The sequence below is a fragment of the Marinicella litoralis genome, from assembly GCF_002591915.1.
Taxonomy (GTDB): Bacteria; Pseudomonadota; Gammaproteobacteria; order Xanthomonadales; family Marinicellaceae; genus Marinicella; species Marinicella litoralis.
Map to the genome: position 1 here is coordinate 35,815 of NZ_NIHB01000002.1, position 17,172 is coordinate 52,986.

At 39.9% G+C, this 17,172-nt stretch carries 14 protein-coding genes; 7 read left to right on the forward strand and 7 right to left on the reverse strand.

Going from position 1 to position 17,172, the window contains the following annotated elements; all coding sequences use genetic code 11:
* Positions 1 to 62: 62 nt before the first annotated feature.
* Together CCS90_RS06750 and CCS90_RS06755 are read right to left on the reverse strand one after the other, a co-directional pair.
* Entirely contained in the window at positions 63 to 1,043 is a 981-nt protein-coding gene (locus tag CCS90_RS06750) for a FecR domain-containing protein (RefSeq protein WP_099018794.1), read from the reverse strand.
* On the reverse strand, positions 1,040 to 1,600 hold the full coding sequence (locus tag CCS90_RS06755; protein ID WP_133566537.1) for an RNA polymerase sigma factor: 561 nt from the start codon (positions 1,598 to 1,600) through the stop codon (positions 1,040 to 1,042). The genes CCS90_RS06750 and CCS90_RS06755 overlap by 4 nt, the downstream gene beginning before the upstream one ends.
* Positions 1,601 to 1,859: 259 nt before the next feature.
* Here CCS90_RS06755 and CCS90_RS06760 point away from each other — a divergent pair, with 259 nt between their 5' ends.
* From CCS90_RS06760 to CCS90_RS06775, 4 genes are all read left to right on the forward strand, one after another.
* Positions 1,860 to 3,545 carry a phosphoethanolamine transferase gene (locus tag CCS90_RS06760; protein ID WP_099018796.1) on the forward strand — a complete coding sequence of 562 codons (1,686 nt, stop codon included), beginning with the start codon at positions 1,860 to 1,862 and terminating at the stop codon, positions 3,543 to 3,545.
* Between the two features lie 93 nt (positions 3,546 to 3,638).
* Positions 3,639 to 4,337 carry a phosphatase PAP2 family protein gene (locus CCS90_RS06765; protein WP_162846903.1) on the forward strand — a complete coding sequence of 233 codons (699 nt, stop codon included), beginning with the start codon at positions 3,639 to 3,641 and terminating at the stop codon, positions 4,335 to 4,337.
* Positions 4,338 to 4,482: 145 nt separating this feature from the next.
* Complete coding sequence (locus CCS90_RS06770; RefSeq protein WP_180236506.1) at positions 4,483 to 5,397, forward strand: DUF3500 domain-containing protein; 915 nt, start codon at positions 4,483 to 4,485, stop codon at positions 5,395 to 5,397.
* A 2-nt stretch (positions 5,398 to 5,399) separates the two neighbouring features.
* On the forward strand, positions 5,400 to 5,645 hold the full coding sequence (locus tag CCS90_RS06775) for a helix-turn-helix domain-containing protein (RefSeq protein WP_099018799.1): 246 nt from the start codon (positions 5,400 to 5,402) through the stop codon (positions 5,643 to 5,645).
* Positions 5,646 to 5,650: 5 nt separating this feature from the next.
* On the opposite strand, the gene CCS90_RS06780 is transcribed toward CCS90_RS06775, so the two are convergent.
* Together CCS90_RS06780 and CCS90_RS06785 are read right to left on the reverse strand one after the other, a co-directional pair.
* Entirely contained in the window at positions 5,651 to 6,724 is a 1,074-nt protein-coding gene (locus CCS90_RS06780) for a glycosyltransferase family 9 protein (protein WP_099018800.1), read from the reverse strand.
* Positions 6,725 to 6,823: 99 nt separating this feature from the next.
* Positions 6,824 to 7,768, reverse strand: coding sequence for an FHA domain-containing protein (locus CCS90_RS06785; protein WP_099018801.1), 945 nt, complete (start codon positions 7,766 to 7,768; stop codon positions 6,824 to 6,826).
* 212 nt (positions 7,769 to 7,980) lie between these two features.
* Between CCS90_RS06785 and CCS90_RS06790 the strand changes: the two genes are divergently transcribed.
* A complete protein-coding gene (locus CCS90_RS06790; protein ID WP_099018802.1) occupies positions 7,981 to 8,349 on the forward strand; it encodes a hypothetical protein in 369 nt (122 codons plus the stop codon).
* A 102-nt stretch (positions 8,350 to 8,451) separates the two neighbouring features.
* Here CCS90_RS06790 and CCS90_RS06795 read toward each other — a convergent pair whose 3' ends face one another.
* The 3 genes from CCS90_RS06795 to CCS90_RS06805 all read right to left on the reverse strand — a co-directional run bounded on the left by CCS90_RS06795 (position 8,452) and on the right by CCS90_RS06805 (position 15,048).
* Complete coding sequence (locus CCS90_RS06795) at positions 8,452 to 11,187, reverse strand: serine/threonine-protein kinase (protein ID WP_180236507.1); 2,736 nt, start codon at positions 11,185 to 11,187, stop codon at positions 8,452 to 8,454.
* A 212-nt stretch (positions 11,188 to 11,399) separates the two neighbouring features.
* Entirely contained in the window at positions 11,400 to 12,938 is a 1,539-nt protein-coding gene (locus CCS90_RS06800; RefSeq protein WP_099018804.1) for a diguanylate cyclase, read from the reverse strand.
* Between the two features lie 208 nt (positions 12,939 to 13,146).
* Positions 13,147 to 15,048, reverse strand: a complete 1,902-nt coding sequence (locus tag CCS90_RS06805) for an ammonia-forming cytochrome c nitrite reductase subunit c552 (RefSeq protein WP_099018805.1) — start codon at positions 15,046 to 15,048, stop codon at positions 13,147 to 13,149.
* Between the two features lie 134 nt (positions 15,049 to 15,182).
* Here CCS90_RS06805 and CCS90_RS06810 point away from each other — a divergent pair, with 134 nt between their 5' ends.
* Positions 15,183 to 16,625, forward strand: a complete 1,443-nt coding sequence (locus CCS90_RS06810; RefSeq protein WP_099018806.1) for a DNA-3-methyladenine glycosylase 2 family protein — start codon at positions 15,183 to 15,185, stop codon at positions 16,623 to 16,625.
* Entirely contained in the window at positions 16,625 to 17,101 is a 477-nt protein-coding gene (locus tag CCS90_RS06815) for a methylated-DNA--[protein]-cysteine S-methyltransferase (RefSeq protein WP_099018807.1), read from the forward strand. Before CCS90_RS06810 ends, CCS90_RS06815 begins: the two co-directional genes overlap by 1 nt.
* The last annotated feature ends 71 nt before the right edge of the window (positions 17,102 to 17,172 follow it).

A 17,172-nucleotide genomic window follows, 5' to 3' on the forward strand; every position in this document is an offset into this window, starting at 1 on the left:
CAATACTGTGGCAGTAAATAGTTTTCCAAACATAATTGAACGATTAAACTCGATGAACGTTTCTAACCATGCTCATTATGGATGTAAATTTGATTGTCGTCTATGGAATATTTAAACCGAGTGGTTGGAAGTATCACTTCTAAAGAATCCACAGGTAAAATGCCATTGATGGATCCTGACAGCTTAATCGAAGCCGCTTTGTTTCTTACTTGGTCAGACTGCCATTTAATGGGATAACCTGTTTCTTCACTGACCCATGACAAATACGCTGTCAATGTTTGGTCTTGTATGGCAAACCCACCGGAAATCTTTTGCGTCCATTGCCAAATGGGGTCATAAGTCATGACTTCACTGTACTCGGCCTCACCTTTGTCATTAAGATTTAAAACCCGACCTTGGGTTAACTCAGCTTGTGGGATGTGATCACTTGCGACCAAAACCAAACCTTCTCTGACACCCACGTTCAATTGATCTGAATTAAATTCCACGCTGTATTGTGTTCCAATATGATTGACTGTTGCCAAAGGGGTATCGATCGTCAGTTTATGATGTCCTGCCGTACTGTCTGAATTCACATAAACACGTCCTGAAATCAGAGTCAAGTGATTGTTGGCTTCAACCTTTAAATGGGTGTTTTCATCCACCCTGAATTGATTGCCATTAAAAAGATTAACCATTAAACGATTGTTTCTTTGGGTTTTCAAGTAATCACCAGGGCTGATTGTTTTGTCATTATCGAGGTTTTTCCAATCACTGTTGTTTTGACTGATTTGAATCTGTCCCTGAATTTCTATGCTGGCAGCGATGTTGTATACAGGCTGATTACCCTGATACAAAAGGGTGAAACTAAACAATGAAATAAATAAAAACAACGATGCTGCAATTTTCATCGCATGGGCCTGATAAAACGGCGGCTTATGCGTTTGTTGCCACAATGCATGTACTTCTTGATAAACTTCATCGCGAATGGATTGGTCAGGCTTTATTCTCGGGCCTGCTTGATCCAATATCTTTTCGATGTCTTGTTTGTTTATGTCACTCACTGGGATGACTCCTCGGGGTTGAGAAAGAAGCGTGTTTGGTCACCCAATATTCTCGTTATTACAATTTTAAATGATTCTCTGGCTCGGGCTAATTTTGATTGTACCGATGTTACAGACAAACTCAAATCTGCAGCTATTTCATTGACTGACAATTTATCTAAATATTTCATTTCAAGTAAATCGCCATATCCATTGGGTAGGTTGTCCAGAGTACTTGAAATGATTTCATGCAGTTTGGACGTTTCATACTGTTTGTCTGGGTGGTCTTTGATTTCGCTTTTGATGTTATCAAAAATTTCTTGAACTTCTGGCAAATCACTGACTCTGACGGTTTGCTTGATGTTATTTTTCTTGAAATACAAACTGATTTGACTGCGGTTGATTTGACAAAGCCATGACATCAGTGAGGCTTCTCCTCGGTATTGTTTGATGTTTTTGATCGCCAAAAACAATGTCTCTTGCACCAGGTCTTTGGTCAACTCCTTGTCACCATCAACCCTGACCAGAGAGAACCGATAGAGTCTGGGAAAATAGAAGTCAAAAAAATGGTTAAACATTTTTTCATTTCGATTTGCTATGCCCTTAGCAAGTTTCTTGTCTTCAAAGTGAATCAAATTACTGTTCGCATGATTAAGGTAAAACACCACTCAACTTGACAGGTGTTCACCAGTCAATCGGCTGAGCATCGTAGTGGGTCATTGGTTTTTTGAAACCAGCTTCTCATACATAGAGAGATTAATTCCACAAAAATCAATCGCACTTTTTTTAATTATTTAAATTTCGATTGATTTAATCATTCCTTGTCTCTAAAAGTGAATGAATCAAACAGTTAAAAATAAGACAAAAAACAAACTACAAATTGGTTTATGGCAGCTCAACTTATTGATGAGCCTGTTATTTGTTACCGCATTCAATGTGTATTTTTGGCAAGAATTGTATTCGATTGTCAAACCTACTTCACCCAGTGATTTGTTATTTATTTTATCAATCTTTGTACTTTTGGTGTTAATGATCAATTTGGTTTTAAATTTATTGACCAGCGCAAAAACATACAAAATTACTTACGTGGTGATTTTCACACTTTCCGCCATATCATTTTACTACATATCCCAATACAGCATCGTTATAGATAAAGAAATGATCAGAAACATCATGGAGACCAACGCTTCTGAAGCCAAGGACTTAATTGGTCTTAATTTGTTTTTGTACTTAACCATTTTGGGCCTTTTACCTATGGTGTTTATTTTAAAAACCAAAATGGCCCCAATTGGATTTTTGCGTCAATTATTAAGTAAATTAAAAGTAATTACAGCCTCGTTGGTTGTTATGGGGGTTGTTTTATACATCAGCTACCCATCGTATGCTTCTTTGGCCAGAGGTAACCGACACTTGTCACACCTGATTGTGCCTACCAACTTTATTTTTGCCAGTCTTTCATATATAAACGAACAATTCAAAAGCATCCAGTTGCCGTTCGATGACATCAGTAAAGATGCCATTCAAAGTCACTCAGCCACTTCGCCTAAAAAGGTGACCATTATGATCATAGGTGAGACGGCACGCGCAGATCGCTTTTCCATCAATGGTTATTCCAAAGAAACCAATCCCAAACTCAAAAGCAGGCACATAGCCAATTTCAAACACACCAGTTCCTGTGGCACCAGTACAGCGATTTCATTACCGTGTATCTTCTCGCACCTAGAACGAAAAACTTACAACCACAAAACTGGTAAAAACAGTGCCAACCTATTGGATTTTTTTAAACAAGTGGGTATTGATGTTCAATGGAGAGACAACAACACAGGATGCAAAGGAATTTGTGATCGAACAGAGTATGTCGATTTGTCGCAAGAAACTGATCAGGCACTGTGCTCTTCAGGCGAATGTTACGATGAAATTTTACTCAAAGGTTTAAGCCATCAGATCCTGGCCAACACAAATGATCAAGTCATTATCTTGCATCAAAAAGGCAGTCATGGCCCTGCTTATCATTTGCGCTACCCACCTGAATTCGAAAAATTCAAACCCACCTGCCAAAGTGTGCAACTACAAAAATGCAGCGCTGCTGAACTGAATAACAGCTATGACAATACGATTTTATACACCGATCATTTCATCAATGAAACCATGAATATTTTGGATGCCCTGCCCGCAGAAATTTCAGCGTCTTTGATTTATATTTCTGACCATGGTGAGTCCTTGGGTGAAAACAACCTGTATTTACATGGTACACCTTATTTAATTGCCCCTGAAGCTCAAACCCATGTACCCTTTTTTTATTGGACGCCTGATGCAAGCAACCATTTGGTTGAATTAAGAACCAAGTGTCTCATCAACAAACAAGACCATCCAGTCTCACATGACCATATTTTTCATAGCATGATTGGCTATATGGACATTGAGACACCGCATTATGATGAAAGACTTGATTTGTTTTCATCATGCAAATCAAAAGAAATCCACAAACTCGCAGCTGAGTTCAATTCGGAGAAAACCCTGTGAATTTACCTTTCTTATCTGTCGTTGTGATGACGGTTCTGACTGGGTTGTTGATCTTAACCATTAAAGTGTTGTGTAACATCTTATCAGTCAATGATGACGACTGAATGGTCTAATCCATACCAAAACCACAAAGCTGAATTGCTTTTATTGATCATCGGCATATACGTGTTGATTACCGTTTACTGGTTTGAACTCGATTTTAAAATTGCAGATTTAATCTATGGTCAATTTCAATGGAGTTTAAAACAATCCTTTGTTTTTGAAGGCTTGTTACATAAATTTGCACGCATGCTACTGATCACCATTTACCTTGGCCTCATTTATCAATTAATTAAAACCATCTTATCTGCTTCAGACCCATCCATGGTTTACCACTTGCTTATTCTTGTTCTGGCCATTGGATCAAGTGTATTGATTGTTACCCTATCAAAACGATTGCTCAACGTTGATTGCCCTTGGGATTTAATTCGATATGGTGGCGACAAGCCTTACTTCCCAATGTTTGGCTACGACTCTAAATACCTACCTTCTGCTCATTGCTTTCCTGCCAGTCATGCCAGTGTTGGTTTTAGCTGGATGGCTTTGTACTTTTATTTGAAGGTCACCAATAATCAATTGAAGTTCAGAGTCCTGGGGATGGTTGTATTTTTGGGTTTTATCTTTGGTGGTGCTCAACAATTACGTGGTGCTCATTTTATCTCACACGACTTGTGGTCATTTCTGATCTGCCTGACTAACTGTATGTTCATATATCATTTGGCATATCGAAAATCTGCGGTGACCGTATCGTGAAACACAGGAACACAGCCATTTCATCCTTTTTGCAAATTCAAGACAGGAAATAGGTTCCGTTCAATGACAAATCCGCAAAAAAAATCATTATAAAATTATGAAAAAAGAACGCACAAATAAATATATCACAGCCTTGGTTTTCACGATGACTGTATTTTCTTTCAACATTCATGCAGAAGTCACTGAAAAATCAATTTCTCTGCTCAGTCAACAAATTGTTGATCATTTAAGCCGTGATCATGATGAGTTTGTACTTTCTGAGGTTATTGGTTCTGATATTGATAAAAATGAATACCTACCAATTGATCTACAAATAAGACCCCATTCTCTGATATTTGAAAATTTATCAGCCACCGAACGGAAGCAAATCAAATTATTGATCAGTCAAGTATTGAGTCCTAAAGGTTATTTGAAGTTATTAACCAATTTATCTATAGATAATGATTTAAGCAAACAATCTGATAGAAGCACAAAGCATGCCATCAAATTTTATGGAAAACCAAGTACCGGTTCATGGGGGTTTAAATTTGAAGGTTACCACCTGTCATTGACTTTTTTACTTGAGAATCATGAATTTAAATTCATCAATTTTTTTATTGGCCAAGATATTAAAATGCTTAATAAAACTGAATTTTTACCCTCAGCGCTTTATAACCAGGAAGCTCAAATGGGCTCTGATTTAATGAATGGCTTAAGTGCCCGACAACTGGGGAAAACATACCTATCAATGAATGCACCCAACGACATCATAACCAACCCCAAACAGTCATACAGAATTCAAGAAAAGTGGGGGTTACCTTCTAAATCTTTAAGCAAGAAACAAATGCCAAGTTTTGAGTATTGGGTGATGCAATACCTGGATTTGTTTAACATTCAATTGATCAAACGATTCATTGATGAAGTTAAAGAACATAAGTTCGAAGAATTGTATTTTGTTTGGAGTGGGCATTTAGATATCAGTAACAAGAACTTCTACTACTTAATTTACAATGATCGAATCATCATTGAACACAGCGTCAGAGACAACCACATCCACAGCATCACGAGGATTACTTTTTAAACATGCTTACCCCCAAAGATAAATTGAGTGAGTCTGAGAAGGCAGAAATAATCAAATACATCAATGATGGCAAACCTATTAAAAAGGCCTGTAAACAGCTTAAAATTGATGAGCCAACCTTACAGAGTTGGAACATTCAATTTCCCAAGGGACAGGTCTCTGTGTCTGAAACGATCAGGTTGTTAGAGTTAAAGATCAACAGTTTGCAGCAAAGGATAACTGATTTAGAAACATCAATGACTAAATAGACAACTCAGGCGATGGCTTTAAAGTGCTTCTTTGCATCAATGCTTTCTTTTGTCGCTAAAGTCGATTTCAAATGACTGATGATTGCCAAATGGTCTGTTACATTGGTGTCGATTGCATGACTCCAATTATTATAAGGACGGTATTTATCTATATCTGTCACATTAAATAAACCAAGGGTCGGCACATGAGCAGCTGAAGCCAGGTGCATGATTCCGCTGTCAGCGCCTAAAAATAATTCGCTGGCGGCCATGACGGCACCCAGTTCCCTGATTTCACGACCATAAAAAGTGGGGGCCTTAAAGTCGATTTGAGAGACATTTTCCATAGGCAGAATCTCAACGATATTGTAATCACTGAAATTTAAGCGCAATTCAAGATAAAGCTTGTTCCACCAAGCCTTCGAATGCATTTTGTTTCCAGTAGCAAAAGTAAAGATACAAATTGTCTGCTTGTTATTGTTTGTGATGTTTTGCAAAATCTGTTGACCCTTTGTCAACTCATCAAGGGTTAATTTCAAGTCAAGCTGAGGCATGGCATCACCTCGACTTCTTCCAGACAGTTCTTTCAATGCCAAAATTGGCTTTTTAGCAATGTGTTTTAAATCACTTTTGTCCCCCCAATATATTTTGGCAGGTTTTCCAAATAGCTTGTGAGTCCCCTTGGATTTTTTGGTAAAAATTCTCCCAGAAGATGATTCTTCGACTGTATTGATCACCAAATCATAGGCCTTTCTTGTTACTTTAAAATAGTTTTTTAAATAATTGATTGGATGTAAAAAAGGTCTTTTGGGCAACTGATAGATGTTATTGATACTTGCGTATTCAGCAAACAAAGGTACAGCCAGCCCACCCTTTACAATCAAGTCAATCTTTGCCGCCGGAAAGGTTGACTCTATTTCTTGAATCAATGGCGTGATCAGTAACAAATTGCCTAACCTGTGATTAGGTCGACAAATCAATATTTTATTTATTTTTGACTGGTCATTGATTTCAATCCGTTCAGCATGGTTACTGATGAGATTGGTGGCACCAGTGAAAAGTGTTCTTCTTACACGATTGATGTCTTTTACAATATTCATGCTTGTAAGAGAAGAATGGATTAAGAATCAATCGATGTTTTTTAACTTTTTTCAGAAAATACGCTTCCTTTTGTCATTGGGCAGTAAGGCATGAAAACATCATTGATGATTCGGCAGGTCACTGCCACCATTAATCACCACAGATTTTAAAGCGAATCTGATTTGGCCACGCCTGCGTTCAATGATTTGTAATAAATGCACGGCGACTGGATTGGCTTGGGTTATTTGTTGTCTGAATCGGTAAATTTGCAAGTTGATGTATTTTTCATCTAAACCCGTTTGTTGACATAGCAAGTCTTTATCTATCCAGCCCTGCTCACTGTCTTCAATGCCTTGCTCACAGTCCCTGATGCGTTTCCTGGCTAAAAACAACATCAGGTAATGGTGAGTTCTCTCCCCTAAGTCAATTTGTATGCGATTGATGGTAAACACCATGGATACGTGTTCCTCATCTCTACTGACTGAAAACTCCAAACTAACCGGAGCCAGTTCTTGATTGTTGATGTGGTCTGCTTGCTGGGTTTTATCGGCAGTTTCTGCATCGATAAATACCCAACTTTTTTCATCTGTAGTGATTTTAGATCCTGAAGTCAACTGCATGACTCCGTTGTTGTTTTCAGCAACCCATTGACCATCAGAGGTCTGATATAAGGTCAGATCAGGAGAAATTTCATCGGGCAACAAAACCACACCTTCTAATTCAATTGGATCAACCCCATCAATCAATGACAACAACAAACTTTTCGGCGGCTGATCATCATAGAACACCCAACTGCAGGCATTCATTGCCCCAAATTGAATTGAATCGCCGATTTTTAACCTGGTTTTAACTTGAGTTGTTAAGGCTTTGCCATTGACAAATGTGCCATTACTGCTGCTGTCTTGAATCAACCAATGAGAACCATTCCAATAAATCGATGCGTGCAGTCGAGAAGACTCTAGATTATCTAAAACCGTGTGAGAACTGCCAGAATGTCGACCAAAAATGTGATGACTTCTTAACAGGGTCATGTGCTTAGTTACTGTGTTTAATAAAGTGGCCATAAATCAGAATCATTCAATTATCTGTAATAGTTTGTAATATCTTTTTTTGTCTGAGTCAGTTATCATCTACTTTAAGTTCAGCAAGATAAGTCTTGAACTTAAAGTTTAAACTTGTGAAAGTCATGGATATTTAGGGGGGAATAAATCATCCATTTCTTTCACAATTTCACATTAAGAAAAATATTTTAATTATAATTATAGAGGAATTACTTATGACAAACCCGACCATAAATGTAAATCTAAGCTCATTGGCACCTGGAACCGTTCCGACAGTGACCCAAAGCGTAGAGGTCAGTGAAGGCGCACAACTCGATGTCAATGTCACATGGCCCAGTGATGCGGTTAATACCATTACGGTTGATTTAGATTTCAGTCAAAGCGGCAACCAAGACCCGTTCAATGATGATCAAGGTGGTGACACCACTTTTGACTTAACGCGCAATCCTCCATCGCAGTCGGCCACTCAAACTTTAACTGTACAAAGTGATGCCACTGTAACCAGTGACGTTTATGATTTAACTTTAACCATCAATGGTCAAACTTACTCTACCGACCCCACTATAATTATAGATCCAGATTAACAGTATTACCTCAAGGGTATCGGGCTTGATTTCTTGGCTCGATACCCTCTTATTTTTCTAAATAAGTCATCCAGAAAAAATTTCTTTTTGTTTGATTGACCGTTATAAATTTTCCAATAGTTGCTTGAATTTTGGATCACTTCTGCTGTTTTTCAATAAGGGTGTGTTTTCAATTTCTTCCACCGAATACTTTTTCGCTATGGCCCATTTCAAATGTTTGATAGATTCCTCAATCATTCCAAGCTGATCAAATGAAGTGGCTGTAATGAAGTGTTCAATGCCTGAATGAGTATCATTGACTTGATTGGCATAATACAAAGACTCTTCGACTTTACCCAGGTTAGCCAAATAATAGGATAAATGGACCTTAGCTGATGTGTCATTGGAGTCTATACGCAACATGTTCTGGGCTCTTATAACCGCCTGTTCATAAGCTTCTAAGTGGTTATTATTGTTAGATAATTTATATGCATCTGCCAAGTTACCCCAATAAATAAAATACTGTTCATTCAATTCAATCGCTTGCTTGTAATAAGTGATGGCTTCATTATATTTTTCAACCGAAAACAGCATGGTTCCTAAATTTGAATACGCCCGGTCTGATGGTTTGATGGCTATGGCTTGTTTGCTGAATGCAATGGCCTTATCAATGTCACCCATGATAAAAAAGACGCCTGCAGTGTTTCGATACCCAATGTGATTATTTGGACTGATTTCAATCAGTTTTTGGAAGTTTTTCAGCGCTTTGGGATAGTCTCCATTTTGTGCATAGAAAACACCCAAATTAACGATAACATTCCAGTTGTTTGGTGCCGCTTTACTGGCATCAAGGTATACCAGTTCAGCATTTTTGATATCGCCTAATTTATGGTAAGCAGAAGCCAATCCAATTTGAGCATCCATCAACCAAGGGTTTTGACTGATACTCGCTAAGTACAATTTAACCGCTTTTTCATAATCGCCTTTTTTTAGCGCTGCTTCAGCAGACAAGTAATCAATAAAGGTGTTTTTAGGGTTAACCACTTTAAGTAGGTCAATACTTTCAACCATGGCGTCCAACCATTGACTGTCTTTGGTCTTGGTGAATAAATTAAAATGGGTTTCAGCCAAACCCACATAAGCACTCTCATATTGAGCGTCCATTGTAATGGCTGTTTGAAATGAATTCATGGCATTATTGAGGTTTCCTGCCTGGTCATATCGATATAAATACCCCCTGCCCTGAACATATTCTTTGTAAGCGCCATCCAATTGAGGTCGTTCGGCCTGAAACTTCTGAGTTAATTCCAGAGGCACAGACCATCCCAGTAAATTAAGTGCTTCGGCCCTTATTTGATTATGACCATCAAACAGCTCATCGGCTTTGATGATTAATTCAGTGGTCTTGAGTTGCTGGCCGGTTTCTCCATCCAATAAATTCAGCACCACCAGACGCGTGGAACCCATGTGTTGCATGCTGCCGCTTAAAATCAATTCCACACCGTATTTATCAGCCACTGTTTTCGGACTGACCTCTTTCATGCGGCTGATTTCGGTTGAAGGGACAATCCATGTATTACCTTGCTGGCGAGCGATGGCTGCCAAATCACTGCCCAGGTTGACTGCCAATCCGTTACCAAATATTTGGATCAACGGGTCACCACTGATGTTTTCAAACGGTAAGATGGCAATTTTGGTGGCCTCAGCCAATTGTCGTTCAATCAACTGATGGGTTGATGCAGGAAACATGATTTCCTTGGCACTCCAACCCAAGGCCAACACAAAAGGCAATAAAACTGCGATTTTACTGAGCCAATGTCGTCGTTGCCACCAGTTTTTGCTGTGAGTTAATTCAGCATGAATGGCATGTAATTCTGCGGCCAAATCAGCCGAATTCTGCCAACGGTCATCCCGTTGAACTGTCAACATTTTTTCAAGTAAATGAATCACATTGTCGGGCAGTTCAGGTACATGTTTTTGAATCGGAACGTAGTTTCCTGCGCAAATGGATTGTTTAACCGCCTCCAAATTTTCAGCCACAAAAGGTTTTTTTCCACTGAGCATTTGATACAACACAATACCGAAAGAAAAAATATCTGAGCGCTGATCCAAGTTCAATCCTTGGACTTGTTCGGGTGACATGTAACTGGGTGTTCCAATGCCAGGGGTGGTCATGGGTGTTGCTGCGCTATCGGCGGTTTCTTCAGTTTGCTGATGAATCAAACCCGCAATGCCAAAATCCAGTATTTTAATTATACCTTCTGAACTGAGCATGATGTTTTGCGGTTTGATGTCTCGATGAATCATGTACTTTTGGTGCGCAGAAGTCAGTCCGTCGGCAATTTGACAGGCATACTCCATTGTTTTGTCAAGCGCCAACCCAGTTTCGGGGATGAGCTCATTCAGCGCTTGACCGTCAACCCACTCCATCACGATATAATTGCTGTTCTCAGCTCGAGCCACATCATAAATGGTCACCACATTGGGGTGGTTCAGTTTGCTGGCCATGCGTGCTTCATCCAGCAAGGTCTCGGTGTTCATGCGTGATGCCGCTGCCAAAGGTCGCAGCATTTTGATCGCCACATCTCTATGTAAAGTGCGGTCTATGGCATGGTAAACGGCCCCCATACCTCCCTGCCCCAGTATTTCTTTGATTTCAAAGTGGGCCAAATCACCTGCCAGGTTAAAAGTATGTGTTTCTAAAACAGACTGCTTTTGTTCAGCCAGTCTGGCGGGAGCAATGGTTAAATCCAAATCATGTTCAGTGGTGACGTCAAAACCTGGGGCCATGGTTTGATTCAAATCATGACCAGTCTTGTTTGGCATGTCTTTGGCAGCATCAGTCTTTTCTGGTAACACAGTTTCATCGCCTGTTTGCTGCTTAAGTGGCCATTCGCAAAGTTCACAATGCGCTGTATCTGGCTCATTCAGATGAAAACATTGAGGACAGGTCAATTTATTTGGATTACCCATTTAGCTTGTTTGGAAGTCTCATAGCAATTGAAGGAAATGATTATATGAATACCCTATCACACACGTCAAATCAGCACCTCAGTATATTGGCTTGGACATCAATTTAAATGCTGCCCTGAATAACTTACCGTTCTGTTTCTGCCTTGTTCTTTGGCTTGATACAGTGCTTTATCAGCATCCTCTAACAACAGCAATGCGTTCTCTTCATGTTGTGCTTGGTAACTAGCGGCACCTATACTGACAGTCACTTTGATGTTCTGATTTCCCTTCACAATCACCATTTTTGCTGTCGCCTTTCTTATGCGTTCAGCAAATGCATGGGCGCCAACTAAATCGGTATCAGGTAAAATCACGATAAACTCTTCACCACCAAAACGACCTGCCAAATCACATTCCCGAACATGTTGTTTAATGACGGCTGAAAACTTTTGCAACACTTGGTCTCCAGTGGTATGGCCATAACTGTCATTAATTCGCTTGAAATGATCAAGGTCAAGAATCAACAAAGACAACGGTTGTTGATATCGTTGGGCCCTGATTATTTCTTGTGCCAAAACCTCGTCTACGTGTTGCCTGGTAAATAATTGAGTCAAATCATCAGTAATGGCACGTTTGTAAAGCAAAGTATTGTGCAAGGCAATACTGGTATGAGCGGCAAAAGTGGTTAAAAAAGGAATTTGTTGTTGATTAAAATTATGAGACTTTTGTTGGTTATCTAAATAAATAACGCCTATCACAAGGTTTTCCTGAACCAACGGGATAACAACCACACTGCGGCCACCTCCTTGTTTGACTGGGTTGATGTCATCCAATGCCTCATTCAGTTCGGTATCACCAATGATTAAAATTTTATTTTGATCAAAGCACTTTTCAACCAAAGCATGGCTGAAATCATGAGTGGTTTTATTGTTACAATTCCAATTCAATTGATCAAAGTGCCGCAAAGCCAATATTCGATGTTGATCTACATTGGTGTCTTTTATTACCACAAATCCCCGCTCAGCATTTAACACCTTACTGACCAGATTCAGGGCTGTTTTGAGCAATTCTGACAGGGTTAAACTGCGATTCAGTATGTGGCTGATCGAATTCAGGATGCGTTGTTCTTTTAACCGCAGTTCTTGGCTGTTAATTAACTGATACAGTTCATCATCAATACTTCGTATCAATTGTACATTCAGCGTATTGTCACCAAAATTTTCTTGCAACAAAAACAATAACTTGACCCTGAAATCATTGAATTCACTGGATAATTCAATTTCATCATTAACAGTGGGGGGATGAAAGCACGTTTGAAACATTTCTTGTGATTCATTGTCACGCCGCAGTTCATACCACATGCTTAAATTGCCCAGTTTCATTTCTGAATCTGCCACCAAGGTCTTGTATTCATTGGCAGGTAATTTGACGCTGTCAATCCAAGTGCCATAACTTGAGTTAAGGTCTTTGACCTGTAAACCCTCATCATGCCATGAAAGCTCTAAATGCTGTCGGGAAACACTGGTGTTCAGAACTTCAACATCTGCCTGTTCAGAACGACCAATGGTGATTTTCTTTTTGGAAGGTAACAACACTTCACAATGCAGTTCATTGTCAACATCTATCCAAGACAGATAATGATTGGTATTTGGTGTCATGCAGGTTATGGCTGGAAGATTATTAACATTATGAAGGCCTGAAAGTTATTTTTCAACTGACTTCATGTCAAGCCAGCCACATCGTTAATAAAGTATTTAAATGCATAATATTATGCGGAATTAAAGTAGATTTTTATATGTTCAGTACTTACCGATAACATCGATTGATTTTCGAACAGTTCAGAACGACGAATTCAATATTTGATAATCACTCACCCACATGAATTCTTTTTTCGATTGATGCCGCTTCTTGCCTTAGGGTATCAATGACATCCATCTGTAGACTGTAATTGGCATAAAGTAAAGATCCAACCGGCGGCTCCGGCCATTTTGTAAAGTCCACTTGCTTATACCAAGCCTTGGTGTTCAGTATCACCTTGGCTCTTATGTTTTGATCAGCTATGAAATCAAAACCCATTAAACTTTCTTTCAATTGCGACAATTCATCCAACTCAAAATTTTCTGCTGCTGATTCATTGATGATGGCGACAAGTGATTTATGCGCGAACCGGCGAATCGCTGGGTAACTGTCTTCCAATGCCAATAATAAATGTGGTATCAGAAATAAACGACTCTTTGCTGGCAATGATTCAAAATGCTGTCCCATTTGATAAGCCGACAGGGCGCGTTGAACGGGATCTCCAGAATGTAACTCCACCAAGCTTTGAATCATGCCATGACTGTCGCTGGGCAGCGGTTGTTGCCACAAATTTGCGCTTTGTTGATACAACCATTCATCGGTCTCATTCAAGTGACAAGCCACGCAAGCATTGGGTTTTTCGATCGACAGTTCTTGATGACTCACGGGTGACTCAATGCGATGATTTCGATGGAAGGTCATGATGCCATAGGTCATTTTGGGCATGTGGCAGTCATAACACAAAGAACCGGCACCATCGACATCGTGGCCGGTGTGTGCTTCAGGTGATTCCACCATGTCCTGGTGACAAGTGAGGCAAGCTTGATTGGTGCGATTCTCTGGCTCAATCATTCCTTTCGGGTCACCTCCATGCATATTGTGACAGCTGTTACAGGTAAAACTGTTGTCTTGTAGACAAGCTGACTGCACAATACCTTGGTATTCATAGGCGGTTAAGCGTGGTGTACCATCGGCCCAAAATCGAGTGGCAAAAATGTCTGGCTGTTGTGATTGAATCTGGGTATCTTGCCAAACTGGATTGACATGTTTTTCAAGATCCTGGCCGGGGCGGAATGTGGGACCTGATTCCATCCAAATTTTCGCCATATCAAGGTTTTCAGGAACGCGTTGTCCATGGCATTGACCACAAACACTCAATGCGGCTTGTTGATCCAATTCATTGGGATGAACGATACTTGGGTCTTGTTTTTCGGTGAAATGAAAGTAGTATTTTCGAAATGGGTTCTGGCTCAATTGGCTGTGAATTTTGGCTGGTGCATGACACGATTCACAGCTTATTCCAAGTTCTGTTACGGCTGAATCAAATCTGGCATCGGTAAATACATTGACTGGCTCCCCTGCTCTGCTGCGTTCGACCAATTCATTGTAATTGTTCATACCTGGTTTGATTCCGGTGTTGTGACAAAAAATACAATTTTGATTCCAAATCCCAGTGTGCTGTGAAAAGGATTGATCATCCGAATCCAGAAAAGCACCATTGAGGTGGATCCATCGTTGATCTTCTATGTGCCAAAGTAATTCCAGACGATAATAATTACCATCGGTGTTTTCAGTCTGTGCCAAGTATTGTTGATACCTTCTGGAACCGACAGTGCGCTTAATTTCTATCTCATTGAGGAATTCTTGATTATTGGCATCGTAATATGAAAAATAATACCTTCCATCTTTGTTGATGGGCCTGATGGTATAACCCCAATAGGTTTGCGGTTGGCCATTGAAATCACCCAGCACCGAAAGATCGCTGGCTTCTTGAGTCATGGTTCTGTGATAGGTGTCATACCAACTGCGGTGACGATTTTTATGACAATCTTTGCATTCTGCTGAACCCACATAATCAGCCTCAGCAAAATCGACCGTCTGCTGGGCAGATTCAATTTGTTTTTGCCAAAACCAAATAAGAACCAAAGCGAACAATATCAACATCATCCAAGGGAACAGTTTTTTAATCATGGTTTAGGTCTAATGTCGAAGATTGTGTGGCTACATCATAGCAAAAAAAGGCATTGAATTGAACTGGGTCTGTGACAGAAGCTTTAATTCCGATTATGGCTATATAAACTTTAAAAACCAGATAAAATGGTCTGATGAATTTATCCGAACAAAATTTAAGCCATCCCAATAAATCAACAGTTTTAGACCGCCAGGTTTGTCAAAATGCTCGACTTTCACGTGATGCCAGGTTTGATGGCTTGTTTTTCACCGCCGTCAAAACCACAGGGATATATTGCCGCAGTGTCTGCCCAGCCACACCACCCAAAGAAAGCAATGTCGATTACTTTGCTACAGCCGTGCTTGCCGCCAATGCAGGGTTCAGACCCTGTTTGCGTTGTCGACCAGACAGCGCCCCTTATTCGGCAGCTTGGTTAGGTAGTCAGGCTTTGTTAAAACGTGCAGTTAGACTGATCGACGACGGTACTTTAGAGCGACAATCAATCAAAGAACTGGCCACTTATTTAGGTGTCAGCGATCGTTACCTGCGACAATTATTTGTTAAACATTTTGGTACAGCCCCAAAAGCTTATGCCTTGTACCAACAATGTTTGTTTGCAAAACAATTGATTCATCAAACCAGATTGCCCATCAATCAAATAGCCTATGCCAGTGGTTTTAATAGCATTAGACGGTTTAATGATTGTTTTATAAAGATGATACAAATAACCCCCAGTGACATCCGACGTAAATCGGTGACAACTGACCATCAACACTTAAAACTAAAACTGTCCTATCGACCACCCTTTGATTGGAAAAGCATGCAAACGTTTTTGGCTGCCAGATTCATCCCGGGCATCGAAACTGTAACAGACTCCACTTATGGCAGAACCTTTGAAACTGAATGGGCTGGCGCTGTGTACAGTGGTTACTTTGAAGTCGAACATTTATGTGGTCAAAATGCATTCAATGTATCAATCAAGTTCAATGAACTTAATCACTTGGCCTGTTTAAGGACGGTAACCAACAACATTCGCAGGCTGTTTGATTTAGCTGCCAATACCGACATGATTGAAAATCACCTGTTAAAAATGATGCCACCAGATTTCAAAGTCAAACAAGGCTTGAGAATTCCTGGTATCTGGAGTCCGTTCGAAGCTGGCGTTCGTGCCATTTTAGGCCAACAAATATCGGTCAAAGCTGCAAGAAATTTAGTGATTGAAACAGTCAATCAATTGGGTGTATTGAAAAACAATCAACGGTATTTCCCTACACCTGAAGCTGTTATAAACAGTGATTTGGCTTTTTTAAAAATGCCTGGATCCAGAAAAAACAGTCTGAAAAATTTGGCCCATCACTGCCTTTCTGACAATGACCAAACAGACCTTGACTCATGGTTAGCTCTGAAAGGCATTGGCCCATGGACCGTTAATTACAGCAAACTCAGGGGCATAAGCGATCCAGATGTGTTTTTGGCTGGCGACTCAGGAATCAACAATGCTTTAAAAGCCTTGAGCATCAACCCATCAACATTCAATCCTGATGCAGCTGCTCCTTGGCGCAGTTACCTCACTTTTCAACTATGGAGTCATTTGTAATGTACATCGAATATATGGATACACCCATTGGTCAAATTGAAATCACTGCTTCAGATGTGGGTGTTTGTAGTGTTCACTTTATGCGAGAGAACAAAGTTAAAACTGAGCCCAATCTGCAAACCAACCAATGGACTCGAGATTGTAAAAATCAATTGAATGAATATTTCACTGGTGACAGAAAAGAATTTGATTTGATGTTTGATCAACAAGGCACGGAGTTCCAAAAGCAAGTTTGGCAAGCTTTGTTAACCATTCCATTTGGTCAATTGGCTTCATACCGAGATATGGCCGAGCAGATTGATAATCCCAAAGCAGTCAGGGCTGTAGGTGCAGCCAATGGGAGAAACCCCATATCAATCATCATTCCTTGTCACCGGGTTATTGGCAGTAATGGCACGTTAACTGGCTATGCTGGTGGTTTAGCAAGAAAACAATGGTTGCTACAACATGAAGGCAAGCGGTTGTTTGATGTTTAATGATGCTGGGAATAAAACAATGATTGTCTCTGGTGTAAGTAAATTCCTTATATCACTTAATTTGACGGCAC

Coding starts and splice junctions, on each gene's coding strand:
- CCS90_RS06755 (WP_133566537.1), bottom strand. CDS start 1,600: ATGTTTAACCATTTTTTTGACTTCTATTTTCCCAGACTCTATCGGTTC.
- CCS90_RS06770 (WP_180236506.1), top strand. CDS start 4,483: ATGACTGTATTTTCTTTCAACATTCATGCAGAAGTCACTGAAAAATCA.
- CCS90_RS06800 (WP_099018804.1), bottom strand. CDS start 12,938: ATGACACCAAATACCAATCATTATCTGTCTTGGATAGATGTTGACAAT.
- CCS90_RS06775 (WP_099018799.1), top strand. CDS start 5,400: ATGCTTACCCCCAAAGATAAATTGAGTGAGTCTGAGAAGGCAGAAATA.
- CCS90_RS06785 (WP_099018801.1), bottom strand. CDS start 7,768: ATGGCCACTTTATTAAACACAGTAACTAAGCACATGACCCTGTTAAGA.
- CCS90_RS06815 (WP_099018807.1), top strand. CDS start 16,625: ATGTACATCGAATATATGGATACACCCATTGGTCAAATTGAAATCACT.
- CCS90_RS06760 (WP_099018796.1), top strand. CDS start 1,860: ATGAATCAAACAGTTAAAAATAAGACAAAAAACAAACTACAAATTGGT.
- CCS90_RS06790 (WP_099018802.1), top strand. CDS start 7,981: ATGACAAACCCGACCATAAATGTAAATCTAAGCTCATTGGCACCTGGA.
- CCS90_RS06810 (WP_099018806.1), top strand. CDS start 15,183: ATGAATTTATCCGAACAAAATTTAAGCCATCCCAATAAATCAACAGTT.
- CCS90_RS06780 (WP_099018800.1), bottom strand. CDS start 6,724: ATGAATATTGTAAAAGACATCAATCGTGTAAGAAGAACACTTTTCACT.
- CCS90_RS06805 (WP_099018805.1), bottom strand. CDS start 15,048: ATGATTAAAAAACTGTTCCCTTGGATGATGTTGATATTGTTCGCTTTG.
- CCS90_RS06765 (WP_162846903.1), top strand. CDS start 3,639: ATGACGACTGAATGGTCTAATCCATACCAAAACCACAAAGCTGAATTG.